We start from the raw sequence: 23,846 nt of genomic DNA, 5'->3' as shown, positions 1-23,846 counted from the left end.
CCGTCACGTTTCGTATACTGAAGACATCCGACTACGTTTTGGGGAGTGAATCATTATGATGTCAATCTGGCGCTACTTGCTTCCAAACACCTTGAAGATCAAGCTTATCATGGCTTATATCACCCTCCTGATGGTTCCTTTGTGCGTCGCCATTCTTTATTTGTTCCAACATTTCGAATCCATTCGCCAGAAGGACATGCTGGACCAAATGTCCGAGCGTATGCAGCAGGTTCATGTGTCCTTGATTGATATGATGGCATTCGCCTATAAGGCGAACATCATGTTGAGCCAGGACGAGAGCCTGATCCAGATTATGGACGATCCGGACAAGTATGATCCCTTTGACCGAAAGAAAGTGATCGAAAGCAAAATGTTTGGAATCAACAACAGCTTTTTCTTTCATCAGACGGAGCTGTATTTTAAATTCATCGACCGGAAGGGCAATGTATACACCTCCTATGCTCCCAACGGCAAGTTGACCAATGGGCTGAAAGAAGTACAAGATTGGCAAAATAAGCTGGAAAGCGGATCTCATCCATACCGCTGGGTGGCGGATGATTGGAATGATGTGAATGGCAGCCAAGGGAGCAAGCTTCTGAGCCTGTACACCATCCTGGATGACCAGCTACGGGGAAATTTCGGACTGTCGCGCATCAGCATCAACATACAAGAATGGTTCCGCAGCACGTTAAAGGATAGCCCGGCCAACCAGGATCTGACTATCTTTACCGGCCAAGGAGAGGCCGTTCTGCAAAATAAGGAACCAGCTATCAGTATAGATATGATGCAAAGGATCATGTCTGCACGGGCGCAGGAAGGACATTTCGAGGATGAACGCGCCTTATCTCTTGTCAATTACAGCTATCTGGAGGAACTAGACTGGTATGTGGTTAGCCAAATGCCTTTAAGCGAGCTGCAGCAGGAGATCCAGCGGTTAAGGCTTATCGCTTTCCTCTTTCTGACCATTCTGGTCATCGCCTTCGTGATAGTGACCATCTTCCTGTCGGCCCGCATGACGGAGCCGCTGTATGTCCTGGAGCGGAGCATGGAGGAAGCATCGGATAAGAAGCTGAATGTCAAAATATCCATCGGCAAGGGCGCAACGGACGAGGTGCGCTCCCTTGGCGAGAGCTTCAACCGGATGATCGATGATGTCATCGAACTCATAAACAAGCTTAAGCTGGAGGAACGGCAAAAGCAGGCGGTTCGATTCCAAATGCTGATCTCCCAAATGAACCCGCATTTTCTGTTGAACACCTTGAACACGGTCAAATGGATGGCCAGAAAAGAAAAGCAGGAAGCGATCGCGGGCATCTGTACCTCTTTGGGGTTCATTCTGGAGGCAAGCTTGGGCTCGGAAATTGAGCTGGTCACTCTCAAAGAAGAAATAAAACTATTGCGCTCCTACGAATCCATTCAGGCTTTTCGCTTCCGGGATCAGTTCACCATCCACTATGAAATGGACGAATCGGTTCAATACGCGCTAGTTCCCAAGTTTAGTCTGCAGCCTCTGGTGGAGAATTCCATCGCTCATGGTTTTGACACGGCCAAAGGCTGCTGCACCATCTGGGTCAGGGCCAAGGCGGAGGGAAGCGAACTTATTCTGGAGGTGGAAGATAACGGCATCGGCATGGAGGAGGCCGCCCGCAGGCCGGTAAGGCGAAGCGGACACGGGATCGGACTAAGCAACCTGAGAGAACGGCTGCAGCTGCTTTTTAAGCGGGAGGGCTCCATTGAATTTGTATCCAGCGCGGAAGGGACCTTGGTCCGGATCCGGCTGCCTTTGCTGATTGCGACGCCCTATTCACAGGAAGGAGATGGTGGGCATGTGGACGGTTTTGCTGGTGGAAGATGAAGGTTATGTCCGGGAGGCCATCCGGGAAACTGTAGACTGGGAACGCCATGGCTTTTGTGTTGCGGGTGAGGCGGGAAACGGAAGGGAGGCTTTGGCGGCTATCCTGGAGCTTAAGCCCGATGTCGTGATTGCAGATATTGTCATGCCGGGCATGGACGGGATTGAACTGCTGAAGGAAACACGGAAGGCGGGAATCCGCAGCCGGTTTATTATGCTGACGGCCATGAGCCACTTTGATTACGCCCGGGACGCCCTTCAGTACGGCGCCTTCAACTATCTATTAAAGCTGTCTTTAAATGATGATGTTCTGTTGGAAAACCTGGCGCGGATCAAGGGGGAATTGCTTGAAGAGCTTCGAGGTGCGGGAGAGGCGCTTTATCCTCTTTATCACCGTACCTGGTCGGACATCCGGGGAACAGGCGCATCGGCTCATGAGGATCAGGCCGGAACGGTTGCGGCAGCGGAGAGATTTCTTAGTCTGAGGCTTGATATTATTGCTGTGCTGAGCGGAGTCGTTCCCGCTGCTGCGGCTCAGGCGGGTATCAGGTCAGAAGCGTATCTGTTGGTCCACTCCTTCTATGAAGGGGGACAAACAACCTTCTTTTGCTGGAGCTTTCAGAAGAAGAAGCCAGATCATGCCCACTGGAACAAGCCGAACTGTCCGGCCGGACTGACAGCCGGCAGCAGTCTGGATCGTTTGTCCCAGGATTGGCGCTCTGCGCTGAATCAGTTGAACGGCGCTTGGTACGGCCGTGAGGCAAGCCCGGTGAAGGAGCGGCATGAGCTGCCGCCAATCGCGGAGCTGGAAGCCGAGCTGATCCGCTGCTTTGAAGAGCGCAATAAACCCAAATGCGCTGAGGTGGCAACCCTTATATGGGAGAGCATGGAGGCCTCGTCGTTCTCCCATATGGAAGTGAAAATGCTGGCGGCCCATCTTCTTCATATCTTGGCGATGCTGGCAGGACGAAAATTGGAGGATCTTGAGGGAATCAACGTCAATTCGGCTATAAGCCATGAATCGCTGCTGGCGCATGTTCTGCAAACTATACGGGAGCTTATTCGGCATCTGAAGGAGGAACATGTCAGCTTTACGGACCATCCCGAGGTGAACAGGGTGATTCAATATATGCTGGAGCATTACAAGGAAAATATCAAGGTTACAGATTTAGCCAAACTCGTATCCATCAATGTGGACTACCTAAGCACCGTGTTCGGCAAAAAAACCGGATTGACGCCTATTGCCTATTTGCAAAACATCCGGATCGAACAGGCGAAGCGCTTGCTGCTGCATACCAAGATGACTGTGGAGGAGATCGCCTTTCAAACGGGCTTTGCCGACGATGCCTACTTCATCAAGGTATTCAAGCGCATGGTTGGACAAACGCCAAGTTCCTTCAGGCGGGAGAACAATATCTAAGTTTTGTACTATCAACCTGCAAGTTTCACCCCTTAGAAGCAAAGGCGCGGCTTGGTATAGTTGGGATGAATCAAACATCCGATTACAGGGAGGTTACAGGTAAGATGAGAAACAGAAAATGGTTGAGCGCAGGACTGGCTGCGCTTGTGGCATTGCCTCTGGCGCTTGCCGGCTGTGGTGGCAATCAAGCGGAGGGAACGACTTCGCCTGCGGCAAGCACAGCGCCAGGCGCTGCGGCAAAAAAGGAGCCGATCAAGCTCACCATGTGGGGAGGCGTGCCGCCCGAGAATGGTCCTCAAACTGTTGTAGATAACTGGAACAAGCAAAATCCAGATATCCAGGTGGAGTATGTGAGGTTCGTCAATGACGATGCAGGAAATCTAAAGCTGGATACGGCTCTTATTTCCAACCAGCCCGTGGACATGTTCATGAGCTATGATTACAGCCTCTACGAGAAGCGGATCAAAGCGGGCAACGCTCTTGATCTGAGCAAGTTCACCGACTACAATGTGGACCAAAAAATGGGCACAGGCGCCTCCTTGTGGAAGGTGGACGGCAAGTATTACGGCGTTCCCACCCAGAAGGGCTTGTCCTTTGTCTGGTTGAATAAGGACATGCTGGATGCCAAGGGGCTTAAGGTTCCCACGGATTGGGGACTGGACGAGTTCAGGGATTATGCGAACAAGTTGAAGGGAGACAAGGTTTGGGGAGCGGCGCAATCTGATTATTACTTCAATGTGCCCATCAACGGCTCCATGCTGAAGCAAGGTCTGCAGCTGACTAAACCGGACGGCACCTCGGCCTTCGATAATCCGCTGACGGTCAAGGCACTTCAGGTGTATTCGGACATGATGTTCAAAGACAAGAGCATCATGCCCCATACAGAGCAAATCACCTCGAAGCCGGCCCTGGATCAAATGTTTGTGAAGGGGGAGACGGCGATGATCTTTTCCACCAACCAGATTTTCAGGACCACCAACAATATAAAGGATTATCCCCGTACTTTTAAGGTATCGGCAGCGCCGGCTCCCAAAGTAAACAAGGATCAGACCGACTATATCAACGCCGGCGGCTTGGGCGATGTGCTCTCCATCAATCCCCACACTAAGAATCCGGAAGCAGCCTGGAAATTTATCAAGTGGTATTCGGATACTGGGATGCTGCCGATGGCGGCAGGGGGAAGAGTGCCATCATCCAAGGACTTCCCCGTTGATGAGGCTATCTCTCTAATGTTCAAGGGCGTAGAGAATACCTATGACATTGATTCGATCAAGCGCGTTATGTTCGGCAGCCTTCCGCTCGGATTAAGCCGTATGGACAAGAAAACGGGAATCGAGCAACAGGTCATCTATGACAAGGTCTTCACTCAGAAGCTGACTCCCGATGAAGGTGCGAAGGAACTCGCCCGGGTGCATAACGAGAACTTGCAAGCGGCCAAAAAATAGGATATCTGAATGCCAGAGGAGAGGCAGGGACATTCGTGCCGCGCTTCTCCTTTATCGTAAGCCCATATTATAGAGAAAGGTGGTGACCGATCGTGAACTGGATGAAACGACAGAGGCTGCTTGGCTATGTATTCATCGCCCCAAATCTTATCGGAATGATGATTTTCATGCTGATTCCAGCCCTGTTCTCTTTTTATTTGATGTTTACGGATTGGGTATTCGCTAGCGGGGAACCACCGCATTTTATCGGATTGGACAATTTCAAGATGATGGTGAGAGACGACTTGTTTGCCGTTTCGGTCAAAAACACCCTGTTGGTGTTAATCCCAGTGCCGATTGCGATTATGATGGGTTTTCTGATCGCGGTTATGCTGAACAATCGCGTCTATTTCCAGAAGACGCTTCGGGCCTTCTTTTTCGCTCCCTATTTTACCAGCGGCATCGCTATTGCCTTCGTCTGGATGGTGCTGTTCCAGCCTGCCAATGGCCCCATCAATGCCTTCCTGCGTTCCATCGGCATAGCAGATCCGCCCAAATGGTTTGCCTCTCCCGATACGGCCATGTATGCGGTGCTCGTCATGATGATTGCAGCCGGCATCGGGTACAACATGATTATTTATTTGGCTGCCCTGCAGGAAATATCCTCGGAGCAGTTGGAAGCCGCCAAGATGGACGGAGCGACGTTTGGGCAACTGCTGCGTCTTATTATTTTGCCTTTGGTCAGCCCAACGACATTTTTTCTGATGATTACCGGCTGTATCGGCTCCATCAAGGGCTTTGGCATGATCTATGCCATTACCCAGGGAGGGCCCGCCAACAGTACGACGGTTTTCTCCATTTTCGCATACAAAAAAGCATTTAACTTCTATGAAATGGGATACGCGTCAGCCGTTTCGTGGACCATGTTCCTGCTTATCCTTTGCATTACGCTCATTCAGTGGGCAGGTCAGAAAAAGTGGGTCCATTACTAGGGAAGGGGGAAAGACGCAACATGAATGCAAGAAGCAACAAAATGATCAAAGAGCGGCTGGGTAAGGGCTTGAATACCATTATCATGGTCCTAGTCAGCCTGCTTTTGCTGTTGCCAATGATCTGGATGATCAGCACTTCGTTTAAGAAAGCCAAGGACGTCTTCACCTACCCGATCCAGTGGATTCCGCTTGACCCGGTGTTGACCAACCACATCAAGGTCTGGACGGCCGGAGACGGATTTGCCCTTTTTTATTTGAACTCTCTGAAGATTTCCGTGTTTCTGATGATTGGAGCACCGCTGCTAGCCGCATTGGCCGCATATGGATTCAGCCGCATTGAGTTCAAGGGCAGGAACACCATTTTCTTGCTGTACCTGTGTCTGATGATGATTCCGCAGCAAGTGCTGTTTGTCCCTAAATTCATCATGTTTGAGTGGATGCATATTTACAATACCCATTGGGCGCTGATTCTCCCGGGCTTGTTTACGGTATTCGGCGTATTTATGATCCGGCAGTTTTTCATGAGCATTCCGCATGAAATATCCGAAGCGGCCTTCATTGACGGGGCAGGGCATTTCCGGATTTTCATTCAATTGTTCCTGCCACTCTCCAAGCCCGTATTGGCCACCTTCGCGATCATTGATTTTACATGGACGTGGAACGATTATGAAAATGCGCTGATTTTCCTGCTGGACAAGAAGCTTTACACGGTTCCGCTTGGCATGCAGAACTTCATGCTGGAAGCCGGCGTAGACTACAACTTGATGATGGCTGCCGCCACAGCAGGTGTCGTGCCTCTGCTCATCGTATTTTTTCTGGGTCAGAAGTATATTATTCAAGGCTTCTCAAGCTCGGCAGTCAAAGGATGATAGCGGATACAAAATAGAATAAGGAGGAATGAACGGCCTATGATTAAAAAGTTAGGTGTAATCCTTCTCGCAATTTGTTTGTCTGGCATTTGGAACGGCATTGGACAATTGAATGCGGACCGAGTGTATGCAGTTGAAGAAACGGAATCTGTACAAGAAGTAGTCATGAATACTTCACAACCAGCTCTTGCAGCAGCGGATTTTAACTACTTAATCAGTGATTTTGAGCAAGGAAATGATGAATGGATTTTCAGTCTCGGCGATACGCCTGCCGTAAAGGGAAGCCTAAATGTAATCGAATCGGTTTATAGTTACCAAGGGAGCTATACGGGGCAATTACTAGCAGATTTCAGTCAAAGGCCTACAGGTTCGCCGTATGTGTTAATAAAAAAAGAAATGGAAGATCTAGACATTACCCAATTTGCGTTCTGGGTCAAAACCACGGATCTGAAGTCCGTGCGCATACGAACAACAGATTCGACGGGACAGACGTTCCAGCAGCGCATTACTTTGCAAGACAAATCCGATTGGCAGCAGGTAGTAGTCAGTCAAATGGGATCGAAGTCGTTTACGTATTGGAACGGCGCCAACGATGGGATATGGCATAAACCGGTGAGAAACATATCGATATTCTTCGATCGCTTTGACATTAAGAATGGCGCGTTAACTGCTGCGGTGCTGGTAGACCAGATTACGGCTCAAGTAACAGTTCCGCCGAAGGATTTTGATCATGTAATCAGTGATTTTGAGCAAGGAAATGATGAATGGATTTTTAGTCTTGGCGATACGCCTGCCGTAAAGGGAAGCCTCAATGTAATGGAATCGGTTTATAGTTACCAAGGGAACTATACGGGGCAAATACTAGCGGATTTCAGCAAAAGCCCTACAGGTTCGCCATATGCGTCTATAAAAAAGACGGTGGATGACCTGGACATTGAACAACTTGCCCTCTGGGTCAAAACCTCGGATCTGAAGTCCGTGCGCATACGAACAACAGACTCAACGGGGCAAACGTTCGAGCAGCGAATTACGTTGCAAAATACATCTGATTGGCAGCAGATAGTGCTCAGTCAAATGGGATCGAAGTCGTTTACGCATTGGAACGGCGCCAACGACGGGATATGGCACGAGCCGGCTGGAGCCATTACGATACTCTTCGATCGTTTTGACATTAAGAATGGTTCGTTAACGGCCTCTATTCTGGTTGATCAGATTACGGCTCAGCTCGGTGGCTGGCTGCCGGAGCTGAAAATTCAACAAACTGCGCTTGGCAATATTTTTCTGGATCATGATCCGAATGCTTTTATTGTAAGATCAGGCAGGCCGATAATAAATTGGACCGCTTATGATATTTATGGCGCGAGAGTCGCTTCGGGAAGCGAGAGGACGAACGCCGGGGAGGCCCGGATAACAGTACCTTTCAGCAAATTAGGCTATTTTACGTTGGAGGTTTCTGCAGAGCAGTCCGGTAGTGAACCGCTAGTCCGAAAAACAGCTTACACGGTCGTTTCTTCCGCTTTGCCGTCCGGTAATGGCAACTCGCCATTTGGCGTCAGCACTCATATGGGCTGGACTGCCTCTGGATGGAGTAAAGAGCTGAGCAAGCTTATCCGATATATGGGCGCATCTTATGTCAGGGATGGCATAGAATGGTCCAGCATTGAGAAGGAAAAGGGCGTCTATACCTTTACTCCTACACCAGATGACTATATGAAGAAGCTTGCGGATAATGATATTAAGCTGCTCTTAGTGGCGGCGTTCAATAATCCGTTCTATGATAACAATGGCACGCCCTTCACGGATGCGGGAAGAAGGGGGCTTGCCGAATACGCCAAGGCCTATGTGGGGAGTTACAAGGATCAACTTATCGGGTTCAACGTGTACAATGAATTCAATGGCGGTTTTGGCAAAAGGGGCAATAGTCCCGCCAATTCACAGCCGGACTATTACTTCAAACTGATGAAGGAGACCTATAATGTAGTCAAGCCGGCGTACCCCGATGTGCCTGTTGTCGGCATCGTCTCAGGGGGCGTCGACTTGAACTGGATTGAAGGTGTATTGAAGGGCGTGGGAGAAGGCGAGGACAAAAATGCCGGCCTGAAATATCTGGATGCGGTGTCCGTACAGACCTATATGGATCCGAACGCTCCTGACGAGGTATTCGCCAAACTGGAAGACCTGAAAACCTTGATTAAGAAATACAATGACGGCAAGCTTGTACCCATCTGGGTGACCGAATTCGGCTCGCCGACACATCAATCCGCCAAAGGGGTCGACGAGAAGACACAGGCCAATTATTTGCCACGCGGATTTGTTAAGGGACTGGAACTCGGACTTGAACGGATGAACTGGTATGATTTCATGAATGACGGACTTAAAGCTGATTATAATGAAGACAACTTCGGTTTGGTCCGGCATAAGGATGACCCGATGGGGGCTTATACACCAAAGCCTGCCTATGCGAGCTATGCTGCCATGAGTAGGCAGCTGGACGGCGCTGCTTTCGAGAGGATCGAGCAATTCAGCGACCCGATTAAAAGTAATTTGTTCTCGAAAGCCGGCGAAGCTCTTAGAGTTGTCTGGGCATCGGAGGAAACCCAAGCCGTGATTGAAACGGGCAACATAGTGGAAGTTACGGATTTTATGGGAAACACAGAAATTTACACACCGCATAATGGCAAGATCTATATGACGCTGACAGGAGAACCTGTTTATATTAAAGGAGTCATAAGCCGGATCGTGAAGGACGACACTTTTGCTGTCTTCGGGGAGCAAGGGGCAGTAGGCGATCCGCATACGTTCACATTAACAGCGAAAAACGAGACTGGGCCTAAGCTCGCTATAACAGCGAAGATGGAGGAAAGCAGCTATCCACTTGTAGCTATGCAAGGACAAATGACAACGCTTTCTCTTACTGTCAGCGAGACGCGGGAAGGCTTCCGCTCGGTAGCGATTCACTTGTTGGACGAAGCAGGCAACAAGATAGGCAAGCTGCAGCATGAGGTTGTTACGGGTATGCCGCACAAGGTTACTGTCAGACCTGCGATGCAGCAGATTGCAGGGCAATACAGTCAAATGTTGAATGTAGATGTAGAAAACTTTAGAAAGGCCGCAGGTCTTACTGTTAGCCGTATAACCTGGCGGGTTGGAGGACAGTCTGGTCAAGAGCTTGTCAACAAGACCGTACTGCCGGGCAGTAAACAGCAATTCAGCATCCCGCTCAGCCCGATTGCGCTGGGAGGAGATCAGCCGGCATCCATCCGCGTCGAGTTTGCGGAGCAGAAGCCATATGTATATGAAGGGAATTTCAGTTTTAATCCAGTCAATCGGGGGACGATTGCGGTCAATGACCGCATCGAGCCGGAAATTGAAGCTTTAGCGCCTACAATCGATTTGTCGCAGGGCAAGCCTGTTTTGCTCTCCGGTCATCGCGGAAAAATTGAAGTGAGCGGGCAAGCCTGGCTCCACTATGATCAGGATCATTTGTACCTGACTGCAAAAATAAAGGACGATGTTCATGCGGCAGCAGCCTTCGGGGCTAATATATGGAAAAATGACAGCATTCAGTTTGCCTTGTCACCTGGAATTCCTGGCGAAAGCCTGGGCTGGTATGAGTATGGAGTATCGGATACGCCTGATGGCCCGCAAATATATCGCTGGACGACGATGGGGGGATTGCCGGCAGGGCCGGTGCATAATGGTGAAGCAGCGGTAACAAGGGATGAGGAGCAGAAGCTGACGATCTATAAGCTTGCTCTGCCTTGGTCGGAGCTGACGCCGATTCAGCCCCAGAGTGGAGATGTTATGAGCTTTTCGCTGCTCGTGAATGAGAATGACGGCAACGGAAGAAAAGGTTGGGTGGAATGGGGTTCCGGAATTGGCAATGAGAAGAGGCCAAGTCTGTTCCGTTCCATGCAATGGATAATGCCGTCCTATAAGCCTTTGATCCAGATCGATGGCATTAGGGAAGGCGAAGTGTATACGGATAAAGTGACGCCTGCCGTACGTCTTCTAGATGAGTCGGGAGACTGGACGATTACGCGGATGGAATTGGATGGAGAAGCGTGGACAACGGGATCTGCCGTGACGGAGAAAGGAAAGCACTCATTTAGCGTGTTGGCCGAGAGCGCTTACGGCCAACAAGTGAGTGAAACCGTTTCGTTCCAGCTGTTTCATAGCATGGCTGTCGAAGTAAGAGACAGCTCGGGAGCATACGGCAATGAAGTTTATTTAGAAGCTGAACTGAAGGATGCGAACGGTCAATCGGTAGCCGGCGGACAGGTCGAATTCGAAGTGAATGGCCTTCCTGTGGGGAGGGCGCTTACGGATGCGAATGGCAAAGCTTCATTGCCGTACGCAATCGAAATCGGTGCAACCGCTGAGACGGATAGCCGATTGATTGAAGTAAAGGCGATTTATGCAGGAAATGAAGAGGCCTATACCAGGGGAACCGAGGCAAACGGCATATTGACCGTAACCAAAGATGAGGTGGCTATTCAATATACGAGCATCCTTGCGGCCCGCACAGATGAGAACCTAGTATTGTCGGCACATGTTATGCGCGTCGGAGGAGGACATGGGTCGGTGGAAGGACTTCCGGTCGAATTCGTTCTTTCGGCGATAAATCCGGATGGTACGGTAACACCTTTACATGCAAGCGTTGTTCAGCAAGTATATATGACGGATGCGGTCGGGAACGTATTCCTTGGCGTCGATTTGCCCGCCGGTTTATACGAGGTGAGAACGAAATTATTGGCTAACGATTACTACAAGGCTTCCGAAACGGTTTCTCACCTTGCTGTTTACGATCCCGAAGCGGGTTCGATTGAACTAAACGGACATTTTGATTTAACAGGCAATTCTTCCTTCCTGGGGAATAAAGCGAAGAAAGCACACCTGAACGTTGAATCGAATCATGTCCGCATTCATGCTGAACCTCAGGGTATTGAATGGACCTTCGACACGGTAGATTGGGTGATTACGGCAGAAGACAGGGCTTACTTGCAGGGCTCGGCGAACTCAAACGGCAAGACGTATACCGTTCGTATGATGCTCCGAACGACGCCGGACAGCCATGGGAAAGCCACCATATCGATGCTAGTCTGGAATGGAAGCGACACGACCGCAGACCCTGTGTTTCAAGTCATCGGCGCCGACCTGAAGGGAAGTTATAAGATCAAGTGACCATTAAAGGAATTGAGCGCTAGCGAAAGCCGCTATAGCGCTCTTTTTTTGTCTATGAAGATTTCCATATGGATGAAAAAACATCCGGGCGTACAGCCGACACGGGAAGGAGCATAAGAATTCCGGTTGCCATCTGCGTATGCAGACAGCCGGAGTTTTTTCGTTTGCTCATATTTTTTTCATTTGTTTTCCTACATCTTAAAATTAACGCTGTAACAACCTAAATCACGCCATTCCACTCTGATTCGCTACTGATTATGATACGGGTATGGATTTAATATTGCTAAAAGAGGTGGCATCATGCGACGAGTGTCCAAACATAACATGAAGGAACAATTGGCGGGTTATTTGTTTATTTTGCCGAACTTTCTCGGCGTTTTCTTCTTCGTCATTCTACCTCTGCTTTTCAGTTTTATGCTGATTTTTGCAGATTGGGATTACTTAAAGGGCTTTGCTGGGCTGAGTTTCGCTGGACTAGGAAATCTTAAAAAATTAGTGAATGACGTTTATTTATGGAAAGCACTAAAGAATAATTTTATTTTAACCGGAGTAACGGTGCCCAGTGCAATGGCGATCGGTTTGGTTGTAGCTGTGTTGCTTAATCGACATGTCTATGCTAAAGGTCTACTACGAACTTTGTTTTTCCTGCCTTATGTCAGCAGTTTGGTTGCCGTTTCTGTGGTGTGGAGCGTGCTTTACAATGCCCAGGATGGTCCCATCAATGCATTCCTAAGATCACTAGGAGTTGTCAATCCTCCCGGGTGGTTGGGAAGTACGGCGTGGGCATTGCCGGCCATCATCATTATGGTCGTATGGACTTACATCGGTTACACGATGGTGCTGTATATGGCGGGACTGCAAGGAATCCCGAAAGATTTGTATGAAGCGGCTTCGATTGACGGGGCCACGGGGATGAGGCAGTTTTTCAAGATCACGGTCCCTATGCTGAAGCCAACTACTTTTTTGATTGCTATTACACTGATTATTTCCACCTTCCAGGTCTTTGCCGTTGTGAATGTGATGACGCAAGGCGGACCGGTCAATTCGACGATGGTTATTGCTTATCATATTTATCTCACTGCCTTCCAAAATTACAAAATGGGTTATGCGGCAGCGATGTCCTGGGTTTTGTTCATCATCATCTTTTCGATTACTTTGGTTCAATGGCGCAGTCAGAAGAAGTGGCAGCAGCATTTTTAATGAAGGAGTGGGTTTGTTGTGGTTTCTTTGCGAAAATTAAGTGTTACCCTTGTCATGTTGGTTTTGGGTGTAATGGTTTTGATCCCGTTTATCTGGATGATTTCTTCGTCCTTCAAAATCCAAGCTGATTTATTCAAATACCCGATCAATTGGATTCCCAAAAATCCGATTCTCTCGAATTACGAAGAGGTTTGGGGCGGCAAATATAAATTTGCTTTGTTTTACTGGAACTCGGCCAAAATCACCTTCTTTACGGTTGTCGGCTCCATCATCACCAGCTCACTGGCTGGGTTCGCATTCGCCAAACTGAACTTTAAGGGAAGAGACTTTATCTTCCTCATGTACTTGGCCACGATGATCATCCCCGCTCAGGTGCTGCTTGTCCCTAGGTTTATCCTGTTCGATCGCATTGGTTTGGTGAACACCCATTGGGCTGTCATTTTACCGGGGATATTTACCGTATTCGGAACGTTCCTGATGAGGCAGTTTTTCAGTACGATCCCGAACGAGCTTCTTGAAGCGGCAAAAGTGGATGGAGCGGGATTCTTCCGAATATATTGGCAAATTTGTTTGCCATTAACGAAGCCTGCCATCGTGACACTGCTCATACTTACCTTTACTTGGCACTGGAACGAATATGAGAATCCGTTGATCTTCCTGCGTTCGAGTTATTTATTTACACTACCGATAGGTCTTTCAAGCTTTGTAGATGAATACGGTGCGAATTATTCATTGATTATGGCTGCTTCTGTTTCGGCGCTGCTTCCTCTCATTATCGTCGTAGCCATCTTCCAAAGATTCTTTGTTGAAGGCATTGCCAGCAGTGGCCTGAAGGGGTAACAGTAATAAAAAAATTAATAAATGCCCTATAGGCGTTAGGGCAATAATGAAGGAGAGATATCAATGAATGATTCCACTAACGTTTTTGATATTGTGATTGTAGGGGCAGGTGTAGGCGGTATTTGCGCTGCTATAGCTGCTTCTAGATTAAACTGTAAGGTGCTGCTTATTGAAAAGATGAGTGAAATTGGCGGGACTGGGGTACATGCAGCTGTTGCCTTAGTATGTAAATTTCGTGATCATCATGGACGGTGTGTGAACACAGGTATTCATAAGGAATTATTCCCACTGGCCTATCAGAACACAGGCTTGACCTTCGACGAGGAAACAGTGCCAAGTTATGATGAACAGGAATTGAAAGAAACCTATCATCGATTAATTCGAAAAGAGAAAAATCTGACCGTGTGGACAGATTGCGAAGTGGATGCTGTGCAGGTAGAAGACGGGAATATTCGTTCGTTGACTGTCACAGGATCTAACCAAACGCGTGTATTTGGTCGTGTGTTTCTTGACGGAACGGCAGACGGGAATTTGTCCGCATTGGCGGGAGCGCAATTTCAAAAGGGTCGAGAGAAAGATGGGAAGATGCAGACGGCGACGGTTACTTTCAAACTCACTGGATTCGATTCCTCTTTGTTTAAAGTGAAGGATGTCACGAGCTGGGGCTGCTTTTTTTGGCTGGAAGAGAAGCTAAAACCATATTATCTTGCTATGAAACAGAAAACGAATAGCACCAATATGCGCCAAGGCGTGTTAGCATTCCCTTATCCAGATGGGAAGGCGTTCCTTTTTAATTCGACTGCTGTGAGCGATGTTGATCCTACAATTCCGGGATCAGTTGAACGTGCGTTTGAAGTAGGGAAAGTTCAAGTATATGAATTGGTTGAAGCGATCAAAGAGCATCCTGCTTTTCGGGATGCCAAGATCGAGACTATTTTTACGAAGCTAGGGGTTCGTGAAGGCCGCAGAGTTATCGGCGACTATATGTTAACTGGAGAAGACTGCTTAAGTGTACGCAAGTTTGATGATATGGTGGCTGCTTGTGCTTATGATGTGGATGTACATGATCCTGATGGAAATAAAAATCAGCAAGAGTATATGACTATTTTACCAAGCCCGGGGTATTATCATATTCCTTATCGCTGTCTCATCGCTAAAGGGTTAAGCAACCTGCTATTAAGCTCGCGCTGCATTAGCGGTACATTTGAGGCTCATGCGTCTTATCGCGTAATGTCAGGAATTAGTGCGATCGGTGAAGCAGCAGGAACCGCCGCAGCGTTAACCGTCAAATCTGGCTTCAGTGATGTTCGTATGGTTTCTGCCGAAGAGATTCGTTACATTCTGCAAACCCGAGGCCAATTTGTAGAAGGTTCTGTAAAGGAAACACATGTGTTGTGTAAGTAAAAGGAACATATAGAGGTAGGGAAAATAGATATGAATTTGACTCATTTGCAAGGCAAAAGAATATCATTAATCCCAATTGAATATGAGCACGCCGATTCGTTATTTCAATGCTCACGATCTCCCGAAATTTGGGAGCACCTGCCAACAAAAGTTCAAACCATAGAAGAAATGCGGAGCTTTATTCATTCAGCGGTTTTGGGAAGGGAAAGCGGAGAAGAATTTCCGTACGCTGTCTTTGATAAAAAATTAAACAAAATGGTTGGAATGACTCGATATTTACGGATTTCGCCTGTACACAAGAATTTAAATGTTGGCTGGACATGGTATTCCCCTGAGGTTTGGAGAACGGCGGTAAACACGGAGTGTAAATACTTGTTACTAAAATATGCATTTGAGATATGGGAAGCTGTTCGTGTCGAAATTATCGCTGCGTCAACAAATTGCCGTTCACAAAAAGCTATTGAACGGTTGGGAGCAAAAAAGGAAGGAATCCTTAGGAAAAAATATAATGGATTAGATTATGTTGTGTACAGTATTATTGATGAGGATTGGCACGATGTTAAGAATCGTCTTAAGTCATTCATAGAATATTCGTACAATTAATTGCCAAATGGCTGAGTATGTGATGGGAAGAATTCATATTATTAACTACTCAGTCTTCCGATTTGAAAGCGAGTATACAGCTGTGTATGCGATCTATATCAACGGAGTGGATCAGACACCACATGTATTTAAGGATCAATTCGCCTATATTTGTGGCCGGATAAACGATTTTTGCGCCGGTATTAATAATAACCTAACGGGAGGGAATCTTCATTCCCGGTGTTTTCAAAAAAAGGACCTGACGGACTTCATTGAAGTCTAACAGGTCCCTTTTGACTTGTTTCTACACATCTGTTTGAAGTATATTTCCCAAGCTAGTCAAGTCTATGAAGTACGATGTCGAAGAAATTAAAAATGTCCCTATACAAGTTAAAAGAGTCCGTATACAATAATTTTCCAGTTAAGTAAAATTGAAATGTAATCGCTTACTAGGAAATCCAGTCAAACTTTGAAGCTGTGTTGAAAAATAAGTTGACAAATAAATAGTTAGGCGCCATACTAATTATATGGCCAACGAAACTAAAATAACAAATGACATTGATGCAATTCCCTCACTTGCACAATCCAAGCGTCAGATTGATCGCTATCATCTCGACATAGACGCACAGGCTGTGCTCGTCGCGTCTAGGCTGATGGCAGCGGGAGCCAAGCTTGGACATGCTTCGGAGATTCATTTCTCCAGATTCGGTTTATCAACAGGGCGATATCGGTTATTAGCTGATCTTGAAGATAATGAAGGAGAAGTGTTGCCCTCGCAATTGGCCGAGCATCTAGGTGTTACACGTGCTACAGTGACTGGACTTATCGACACGCTTGAGCGAGATGGCCTCGTTTCCCGGCGATCAAGTTCTGTCGATGGCCGTCAGAAAGCGGTCATCTTGACAGAGCAAGGAGCGAGGAAGCTCCGTGAAATGGCTCCCGAGCATTTTGCACGGCTGGAAGCCATGGTGGGCTTACTCAGTATCGAGGAACGCAGCGTATTTCTCGACCTGCTCGGCCGAGTTACAAAAGGCATCTCAGCGCTTACGGACGAACCAGTCGGATCAAAGGAACACATCAGTAATGAGTAGAATGGGCTAGTGATGAAGCTAGCCCATTCTCACTCTCATATAGTTAGCCTCCTAATTATAAAGAAAAAGCAATTGCTGAGCAATTTATAAGAAGAAAGGAAGGGTGTAACTGAATGAACAAGACGGGATACCCGAGTAAGGCAGAAAGTCTTATCGACATCAAGGCTGCTGGTTCTAAAACAAAGACTTTAATACTTTGGCGTGAAGTTGTAATGGCTTATGTATCTCCAGCTATTATGGCAGGTATTGGGGGATTGGTCACCGCTGACAAGGGGCTCCAAATAGCGGCCTTGACCACAATCGGCGGAACATCGGCCTTGATAGCCTTGATGCTTGGCCTTTGGTTGCGCATCCGGGGAGGTCGTAAACGGTGGCTCTTCGCCGCGCCTCACTTCATTGTGGTTGGGCTGTTCGCGTTGATGGGAGCCATGTTGGGCCTATGCGCCGCTTGGGCGACAGCCAATTTACTGGGAATTATAATTCCCATCGATAACTTGGCTTGGATCGATCGTGTCTGGATCGATTTCCCGTTATCCGGCGTGATTGCCAGCACGATCGTAACATGGCGGTGGCGACTTGCCGTCAAAACAAATTTTTCATCCAAAGGAGAAGATAAAAAATGATCGTTATTATTGGAGCAACAGGTACGATAGGTAGTGCGCTTTTGAAACGTTTGGTGGATCTTGGTGTGCCCGCCCGGGCGTTGAGCAGAGAGCCAGAGAAGTTACGTGCTCAGATCGGGGATAAAGCCCGGTCGACGATCGAGGTCGCATCTGCGGATGCTTCCGACCCCGAATCGCTGCGCCGCGCTTTTGCAGGAGCTAGCCAGCTCTTCCTTGCCATGTCCAATAGTCCAATACAAATCGAATTGGAGACTTCGATCATTGGGATTGCTGCCGAAGCGGGTATCAAGCACATCGTAAAGATATCCAGTCCTGTCTTTGAGATGAGCTCTCCAGTAGCAGTGGCAGGCTGGCATCAAGAAATCGAGAAAACCTTGAGCGAATCGGGTCTCACTCACACTGTGTTGCGCCCCTATGCGTTCATGCAAAACTTATTGCGTCTTGTACCAACGGTCACAACCCAAAATATTTTCTTCGGCGCCATGGGCGATTCACCTTGTAACTTCATTGACTGTCGCGATATCGCAGATGTTGTCGCAGAGGTTCTGACTAATCGCGAGGCAGTAGGCCAAATCTATACGCTTACGGGTTCAGAGATTTTCAGCTATCCCCAGATCGCAAGTAAACTATCCGCCCTGCTTGATCGGCCGATAAACTACATTAACTTGGAGCCCCAAGTACTACGCAATAATCTAATCGACTACGGGCATATGCCTCCGTGGCTTGCGAGCCACGTTGTGGAAATTCAAACCATGTCTACGGTAGTGCCAGAAAGGCCTACGGACACTATAAAACGCTTGCTCGGTAGAGATCCCCGCACGCTAGATGCTTTTCTACAAGAGCATGTACAATATTTTCGGTAGAAGCGGACTGCGTCTATTTTGAAAATTGTATCTTGGAAAGCTGGGTAAAATGGAAGTGTTTGAACAACAAAAGGGCCTCCGAACATAAAGTTCGCTGGCCCTTCTTGTTGTTCAACCCACTTTCCAAGGCCGCTGCGGGCTGATTTCATCAAGCTCGAGTTCATCCTTCCGACAGGGATTTCTCTGGATACCTCTTCACTAGATTTGCGGGTAGGAGGTACGCACGCCTTCACGGCTGTGGTTACCGGGTAACAATTCCCTAATTTAGCAGGTTGCGATCTATATTTGTGGCCGGATAAACGATTCTTGCGCCGGTATTAATAATAACCAAACGGGAGGGAATCTTCATTCCCGGTGTTTTCAAAAAAAGGACCTGACGGACTTCAATGAAGTCTAACAGGTCCCTTTTTTGACTTGTTTCTACACATTTGTTTGAAGTATATTTTCCAAGCTAGTCAAGTCTATGAAGTAGGATGTGAAAGAAATTAAAAATGTCCCTAAACAAGTTAAAAGAGTCCTTATACAATAATTTTCCAGTTAAGTAAAGTTTAAGTGTAACCGCTTACGATAATTAATTTAGTAATGAAGGTGGCATCACAAGTATAGAACATGCTTCGATTGATTTTAAATACATGATTTACATTTGAAGGGAGAAGTAATGCTATGAAACAAAAGCTTGGTCGTTTATGTTCTTCATTTCTTGTGCTATCTCTGCTAGTAGCTAGCGGGTTCACCCTAATTTCAGGAAAGCAAGTGGCTTATGCGGCAACACTTACTATCGAGCAAAACACAATAGGAAACATTTTCTATGAAAGTGACACCAAGAGCTTCAAAATCAATACGGATGGCGACTCGATTGATTGGGTTTATTCCGATTATTGGGATAACACCGTAAAGTCCGGAAGTCAAGCGGTGAGCGGTGGATCCGTCCTGTTAACCGTTAATCCCGGTAAAATGGGATGGTTCAAATTGGTTATTAAGGCCAAGCAGAACGGGAACGTTATTGCCTCTCAAGAAACCTCGTTCGCCGTCGTTTCGAATTTCGATCTGAGTCAGGTGGCCGATTCGCATTTTTCCGTGCAAACGCATGCCGCTCGAACCGACCTAATTGCTCAAGACCCGGCAGCTCTGCTCCCCATTGCTAAGAAAATGGGAGTTAAGTACTGTGGAGGGTTACAGAGTGCAGCTATTTGTACCCAATTGTATGACGATCTTGTTCTTAGCTATTTCGGTTTAAACCTATTTCAAAAAGACGGGTCCCCGAAAAATCCCACGATTAGTGTTGAGTTCAGCTTATACCGTTCTAGCGATTATGCTGGTTGTAACAGCGGGCCTCATGTACGCTTTTCCTGTATTTAAACTGCCTGAACCGACAGGAGATTTCAAGGTAGGAACGCAAACCTTCCATTTTGTGGATACAAATAGGGATGAGATTTTCGGAATGACCGGGAATATGAATCCGACAAGAGCCGCTTCCATCATCAATGTATATACTCTGAATTTCTTCGACAAGTACTTGAAAAACAAAGACGGAAGCTTGCTTGAAGGACCGAATGGAGAGTATCCGGAGGTGAAATTTGCAACTTCGTTGTTTACTGAGGAATGAAGTAAGATTCTTATATATTAAGAGCTAGTTCTTCGAACGTCTGAAGAACTAGCTCTCTTATTTATTATTCGAATGCTAAACGAACACTGACGTTGTAATTACGTATGATGGTATAATAAGACTAGCTGCCTACGAAGTAATCAATGATTTGTATATCGTGAATGTTCGCTTTACCAACTAGGATCGTTACCGAGATCTTCAACTTTCCAGTTATCTCTCTTTGGTCAACTAGCAACTTTTCGATGCAGCGAGTGGGTGGCAGACGCGGCAGGCGGCAAATTCGGTTGTGCAAAAATATAATAAGAACAGGAGCTTGTAATCATGTTACATATCGGCATTATCGGTACAGGTGGCTTCAGTAAGATGCACGCAAAAATTTTATCCGAGATGGAAGACGTGCAGATCCAAGCGGTATGCGGGACGAGTAAAGCAAAAGCGGAGGAGTTTGCCTCGGCATACAGCATTCCTTCCAGCTATGAAAGTGTTAATGAGATGCTGGATGCCGAGCGCTTAGATGCTGTATATATTCTAGTACCACCAATGTCACATGGGGAATTTGAAATGCAGCTTATCGAGAGAGGCATTCCTTTCTTTGTTGAAAAGCCACTTGGTGTGAATGTCGAGCAGCCCTATCAGATTTTAACCGAATTACGCAAGAAACCCTTGATTACGTCCGTAGGCTATCATTTTCGTTATACAGATACAGTAAGTCAGATGAAACAATTGTTGAGTAGGCAAAATGTCGGCATGATTACAGGCAATTGGATGGGAAATATGCCTCAGGTTGCATGGTGGAGAGATCAAGAGAGATCAGGTGGACAATTCATAGAACAAAGCACACATCTGGTTGATATTCTGCGTTTCTGTGTAGGAGAAATTGACGAAGTCTACGCTTTGTATGGCAATCAAGTGATGCACAAGCAATTTGATGGTGTAACAGCAGCCGATGTAGGAACGGTCACTTTAAAATTTCGCAGCGGCGTTATAGCTAATATTTCTAATACGTGCGTGCTGCCAGATGGTTTGGGCAAGGTTGGTATTACCTGTTATACGCAGGAGGGTATGCTGGAGTGGGATACGGAACGATTGAAAATGATCGAGGCCCATGCAACCTCTGAAATTAAAAAAATGGTTAATCCCTATCTCGTAGAAAATGAAGCCTTCATCCATGCTCTGAAAACAGGGGATACCGTACGTATTCTTTCGGATTATGAGGATGCCTTTAAGACACATCAGGTGACTGTTGCTGCGCTCAAATCAGCGAAATCGGGATTACCCGTTCGCATGGTATGAGCTAAGAAGCATACTTAACAGTGAGAAAATCATTGTTAAGTATGCTTTTTTTTTTTTTGAAAGTCATAATAAATACGGAATTTATAATCCGTTTTAGTGACGATCGTCCGTTGATGAGTTGTCCCGTACCATGCTCCGACTGGAGAAGGAGCTCAAGCAAAGGGAACAAATTACAGAGTTGAAGCACTATTTGATTTGGACGAAAGACCTGAAATCATGAGGAGTAGGAACGTCGATGCGTTATTTCGCAGTTTTTTGCCTCCGGATGGTTCATTCGCTCAAATAGCGAACTCACGTTCCTTTTTTTCGGTTTATAGCGCAGATTTTCCGGAATAACGAATTGAAGTTCCGCTTGAAGGAGCAGCAGTATACAATATAGGCAAAAAAAGCTGTCCTCAAGTAGATCTACTTTTGGGACAGCCTTTTTGTTTTCTACCCTCAATATCATCTGCCTTGGACTGCTTTTGTACGGACGGAATTACTTGGCATGAATATCGATAAAGTGAGTGTTACTAAGCTGATCACTGCGCAAACGATGGCCATACCATGCAGTCGCTGTGTGGTGATTTCATGGCTAAAGATGGCTCCAAGTAAACTGGAGGAGAGAATCGTCCCCATAAATCTGGAGGTCATGAACAAGCCCGAAGCTATTCCTGTCTCCGCAGCAGATACATAGGAATATAAAGCCGTCTGCAATCCGAGATTTTGGAACCCGCTGCTCAAGCCGAATACGGATAGGACTGCAAATATCGCCAAGGAAGCGGAATGTTCATGAATCAGCAATATGAGCAGTGAACCCACTATAACGATAAGCGAACCTGTGATTAGTGGTGTTTTGGAGCCGGAATTGTCAATCCATCTGCCAACCAGTGGTGTAGTGAAAATCCCTAAGCCTGATAAGGCCAGCATCATCATGCCTACCTGCTGCGCATCGAATTGCCGGACTTGCTGTAAATAAGAAGGAATGCTGAACATGATCGAGTAGAATACGATGTTGACGCAAATAAACTGGACATAGACCAAACAAACGTTGAGATTTTTTTTCAAAAAGATCACATCAATAAACGGCTGGGCGCGCTTTAACTCGAATTTATAGAAAACATAACTCAGCACTAAGCTGGTTAAAAGAAACCAGAAGTTGACCCTCTTTTCGAAGGAGAGAAAGAAAAATAGCCAACTGATGATAAGTGCTGCAAAAAAGGCAATGCCCCACAAATCCAGACCGCCTTTGGCGAGTGACTTGCGCGGGCCGTCTTTCGGAAGAATTTTGATAGAAAGCAGAAAAGCAATGAGGATAACCGGAAAGTTCACAATGAAAATAGCTGGCCAATCTCCATACTGGATCAAAAAACCTCCTATAGATGGACCGAGGGCGGCCGACGTAGAAGAAAAAATCGACATCACGCTTAGAGCTCTAGCTTGATTTTCCGTGATGCTGCTTCGAATTATCCCCATGCCGGCTGGGTACAGCGAAGATGTTCCAATCGCTTGAATGACGCGAAAGCCGATAAGCCATCCAATGCTCGGTGCGAGCGGAGCTAACATGGATGATACTGTAACGAGAGCAAGTCCAATTAAGAAGATACGCTTGCGACCGAAGATATCGCTTATTTTCCCCATAATTGGTTGAGCAATGGCACTTGTCACATAGTAAGTAGCGATCAGCCAAGAGATAGCACTATAAGTGACATGAAATTCGGTTTGCAGCCGTGAGAATGCAACTGAAATCATCGACGTATTCAGCGGATTTAAGAGAACTCCAAGGCCTACGGCTGTGATTAGCCAAAGCTGCTTGTTTTTATTAAACATATCATTTCTCTCTTTCTCTTTTTTTAATTCATTATAATCCTAATTAGGTTGGACTGCATGATAAAAATCGGTCTTTCACTAGGTGACGTGCTTGTAGGGAAGGACATTTTGTCGCCTAAAAGTTGACTAAAGCCTCATTTACAAAAGAAAAATTATCGGATATATTTAGGTCAATTGATACAGAATGTATCAAACGAGAAGAGGAGTGATATGCTTGAGAAGGTTAAGAAATTCAATAGTCTTCTTCACCATGTGCTTGTTTGTTCTTGCTTTCGGTGTTGTTCCCGCAGCTGCGGAAAGTAGTGATTTCGATGTTTATCTGAAATTAGACGGAATTTCGGGTGAATCTGTTACGAAAGGATATGAAAAGTGGATACAGCTTCAAGATGTTTCATTTGAATTCGAAAATAGTTCTACATTAAACAGCAGTTCAACCACCGGAGCTGGTGCCGGTAAAGCTGTTCGGAAAGCGATGGATATCAGTAAAAGTTTTGATCTTTCTTCCGTACCTTTGTTTATGGATATGGTCATGGGAAAAACCATTGAGAAAGGCCAACTTGTGTTCGTTAAGACTGGCGAACAAAGGTTCCCGATCGTCACCATCGATTTAGAAAAGATTAGCGTTAGTAAATATAACTTAAATAATTTAGATGAATACATTGAGTTGAATTATGGAGCGATTAACTTTAAATACACAGCCGTAGGACCAGATGGGAAGGCCACGAATACGAATACGGGCGGCTGGGATTTTATTGAGAATATGAAAAAATAAGTTATTCACTTATTTGATTGTC

18 protein-coding genes are annotated in these 23,846 nt (G+C 46.6%); 17 read left to right on the top strand and 1 reads right to left on the bottom strand.

Annotated features, from left to right (window positions below):
• The first annotated feature begins 55 nt into the window (after positions 1-55).
• From GC098_RS24835 to GC098_RS24765, 16 genes are all read left to right on the top strand, one after another.
• Complete coding sequence (locus GC098_RS24835) at positions 56-1,855, top strand: sensor histidine kinase (RefSeq protein WP_171645895.1); 1,800 nt, start codon at positions 56-58, stop codon at positions 1,853-1,855.
• Positions 1,827-3,272 (top strand): response regulator transcription factor, encoded by a 1,446-nt coding sequence (locus GC098_RS24830; RefSeq protein ID WP_171645894.1) that lies wholly within the window; start codon positions 1,827-1,829, stop codon positions 3,270-3,272. Before GC098_RS24835 ends, GC098_RS24830 begins: the two co-directional genes overlap by 29 nt.
• A 104-nt stretch (positions 3,273-3,376) precedes the next feature.
• A complete protein-coding gene (locus GC098_RS24825) occupies positions 3,377-4,717 on the top strand; it encodes an ABC transporter substrate-binding protein (RefSeq protein WP_171645893.1) in 1,341 nt (446 codons plus the stop codon).
• Positions 4,718-4,818: 101 nt separating this feature from the next.
• Complete coding sequence (locus GC098_RS24820; protein WP_171645921.1) at positions 4,819-5,688, top strand: carbohydrate ABC transporter permease; 870 nt, start codon at positions 4,819-4,821, stop codon at positions 5,686-5,688.
• A gap of 20 nt (positions 5,689-5,708) precedes the next feature.
• Positions 5,709-6,557, top strand: coding sequence for a carbohydrate ABC transporter permease (locus GC098_RS24815; protein ID WP_246358922.1), 849 nt, complete (start codon positions 5,709-5,711; stop codon positions 6,555-6,557).
• A gap of 39 nt (positions 6,558-6,596) precedes the next feature.
• Positions 6,597-11,741 (top strand): sugar-binding protein, encoded by a 5,145-nt coding sequence (locus tag GC098_RS24810; RefSeq protein ID WP_171645892.1) that lies wholly within the window; start codon positions 6,597-6,599, stop codon positions 11,739-11,741.
• 309 nt (positions 11,742-12,050) lie between these two features.
• Positions 12,051-12,941, top strand: coding sequence for a carbohydrate ABC transporter permease (locus GC098_RS24805; RefSeq protein ID WP_376773943.1), 891 nt, complete (start codon positions 12,051-12,053; stop codon positions 12,939-12,941).
• An 18-nt stretch (positions 12,942-12,959) separates the two neighbouring features.
• A complete protein-coding gene (locus GC098_RS24800) occupies positions 12,960-13,781 on the top strand; it encodes a carbohydrate ABC transporter permease (RefSeq protein ID WP_312880322.1) in 822 nt (273 codons plus the stop codon).
• Between the two features lie 63 nt (positions 13,782-13,844).
• A complete protein-coding gene (locus GC098_RS24795; RefSeq protein WP_171645891.1) occupies positions 13,845-15,185 on the top strand; it encodes an FAD-dependent oxidoreductase in 1,341 nt (446 codons plus the stop codon).
• A gap of 30 nt (positions 15,186-15,215) precedes the next feature.
• A complete protein-coding gene (locus GC098_RS24790; RefSeq protein WP_171645890.1) occupies positions 15,216-15,788 on the top strand; it encodes a GNAT family N-acetyltransferase in 573 nt (190 codons plus the stop codon).
• A gap of 506 nt (positions 15,789-16,294) precedes the next feature.
• The gene (locus GC098_RS24785; RefSeq protein WP_171645889.1) at positions 16,295-16,858 is read left to right on the top strand and encodes a MarR family winged helix-turn-helix transcriptional regulator; all 564 of its coding nucleotides are present in this window, start codon (positions 16,295-16,297) and stop codon (positions 16,856-16,858) included.
• Positions 16,859-16,971: 113 nt separating this feature from the next.
• Complete coding sequence (locus tag GC098_RS24780) at positions 16,972-17,481, top strand: hypothetical protein (protein WP_171645888.1); 510 nt, start codon at positions 16,972-16,974, stop codon at positions 17,479-17,481.
• Positions 17,478-18,344, top strand: a complete 867-nt coding sequence (locus GC098_RS24775) for an SDR family oxidoreductase (protein WP_171645887.1) — start codon at positions 17,478-17,480, stop codon at positions 18,342-18,344. The genes GC098_RS24780 and GC098_RS24775 overlap by 4 nt, the downstream gene beginning before the upstream one ends.
• A 663-nt stretch (positions 18,345-19,007) precedes the next feature.
• Positions 19,008-19,703 (top strand): hypothetical protein, encoded by a 696-nt coding sequence (locus GC098_RS41720; protein ID WP_246358920.1) that lies wholly within the window; start codon positions 19,008-19,010, stop codon positions 19,701-19,703.
• The gene (locus GC098_RS41715) at positions 19,681-19,950 is read left to right on the top strand and encodes a hypothetical protein (protein ID WP_246358918.1); all 270 of its coding nucleotides are present in this window, start codon (positions 19,681-19,683) and stop codon (positions 19,948-19,950) included. Before GC098_RS41720 ends, GC098_RS41715 begins: the two co-directional genes overlap by 23 nt.
• Positions 19,951-20,271: 321 nt before the next feature.
• Positions 20,272-21,243, top strand: a complete 972-nt coding sequence (locus tag GC098_RS24765; RefSeq protein ID WP_216625410.1) for a Gfo/Idh/MocA family protein — start codon at positions 20,272-20,274, stop codon at positions 21,241-21,243.
• 444 nt (positions 21,244-21,687) lie between these two features.
• Here the strand turns inward: GC098_RS24765 and GC098_RS24760 are convergent, their stop codons facing one another.
• Positions 21,688-23,052, bottom strand: a complete 1,365-nt coding sequence (locus tag GC098_RS24760; protein ID WP_171645886.1) for an MFS transporter — start codon at positions 23,050-23,052, stop codon at positions 21,688-21,690.
• Positions 23,053-23,266: 214 nt separating this feature from the next.
• Here GC098_RS24760 and GC098_RS24755 point away from each other — a divergent pair, with 214 nt between their 5' ends.
• The gene (locus GC098_RS24755; protein ID WP_171645885.1) at positions 23,267-23,824 is read left to right on the top strand and encodes an Hcp family type VI secretion system effector; all 558 of its coding nucleotides are present in this window, start codon (positions 23,267-23,269) and stop codon (positions 23,822-23,824) included.
• Positions 23,825-23,846: the final 22 nt, after the last annotated feature.

The organism is Paenibacillus phytorum (assembly GCF_013141715.1).
Classification (GTDB): domain Bacteria; phylum Bacillota; class Bacilli; order Paenibacillales; family NBRC-103111; genus Paenibacillus_E; species Paenibacillus_E phytorum.
The sequence above is the reverse complement of the archived record's forward strand: the minus strand, read 5'-3'. Positions and strand labels throughout refer to the sequence as shown.

Excerpts from the sequence above, each read along its gene's own strand:
- GC098_RS24835 (WP_171645895.1), top strand. The coding sequence starts at position 56 with ATGATGTCAATCTGGCGCTACTTGCTTCCAAACACCTTGAAGATCAAG.
- GC098_RS24830 (WP_171645894.1), top strand. The coding sequence starts at position 1,827 with ATGTGGACGGTTTTGCTGGTGGAAGATGAAGGTTATGTCCGGGAGGCC.
- GC098_RS24825 (WP_171645893.1), top strand. The coding sequence starts at position 3,377 with ATGAGAAACAGAAAATGGTTGAGCGCAGGACTGGCTGCGCTTGTGGCA.
- GC098_RS24820 (WP_171645921.1), top strand. The coding sequence starts at position 4,819 with ATGAAACGACAGAGGCTGCTTGGCTATGTATTCATCGCCCCAAATCTT.
- GC098_RS24815 (WP_246358922.1), top strand. The coding sequence starts at position 5,709 with ATGAATGCAAGAAGCAACAAAATGATCAAAGAGCGGCTGGGTAAGGGC.
- GC098_RS24810 (WP_171645892.1), top strand. The coding sequence starts at position 6,597 with ATGATTAAAAAGTTAGGTGTAATCCTTCTCGCAATTTGTTTGTCTGGC.
- GC098_RS24795 (WP_171645891.1), top strand. The coding sequence starts at position 13,845 with ATGAATGATTCCACTAACGTTTTTGATATTGTGATTGTAGGGGCAGGT.
- GC098_RS24790 (WP_171645890.1), top strand. The coding sequence starts at position 15,216 with ATGAATTTGACTCATTTGCAAGGCAAAAGAATATCATTAATCCCAATT.
- GC098_RS24785 (WP_171645889.1), top strand. The coding sequence starts at position 16,295 with ATGGCCAACGAAACTAAAATAACAAATGACATTGATGCAATTCCCTCA.
- GC098_RS24780 (WP_171645888.1), top strand. The coding sequence starts at position 16,972 with ATGAACAAGACGGGATACCCGAGTAAGGCAGAAAGTCTTATCGACATC.
- GC098_RS24775 (WP_171645887.1), top strand. The coding sequence starts at position 17,478 with ATGATCGTTATTATTGGAGCAACAGGTACGATAGGTAGTGCGCTTTTG.
- GC098_RS41720 (WP_246358920.1), top strand. The coding sequence starts at position 19,008 with ATGAAACAAAAGCTTGGTCGTTTATGTTCTTCATTTCTTGTGCTATCT.
- GC098_RS41715 (WP_246358918.1), top strand. The coding sequence starts at position 19,681 with ATGTACGCTTTTCCTGTATTTAAACTGCCTGAACCGACAGGAGATTTC.
- GC098_RS24765 (WP_216625410.1), top strand. The coding sequence starts at position 20,272 with ATGTTACATATCGGCATTATCGGTACAGGTGGCTTCAGTAAGATGCAC.
- GC098_RS24760 (WP_171645886.1), bottom strand. The coding sequence starts at position 23,052 with ATGTTTAATAAAAACAAGCAGCTTTGGCTAATCACAGCCGTAGGCCTT.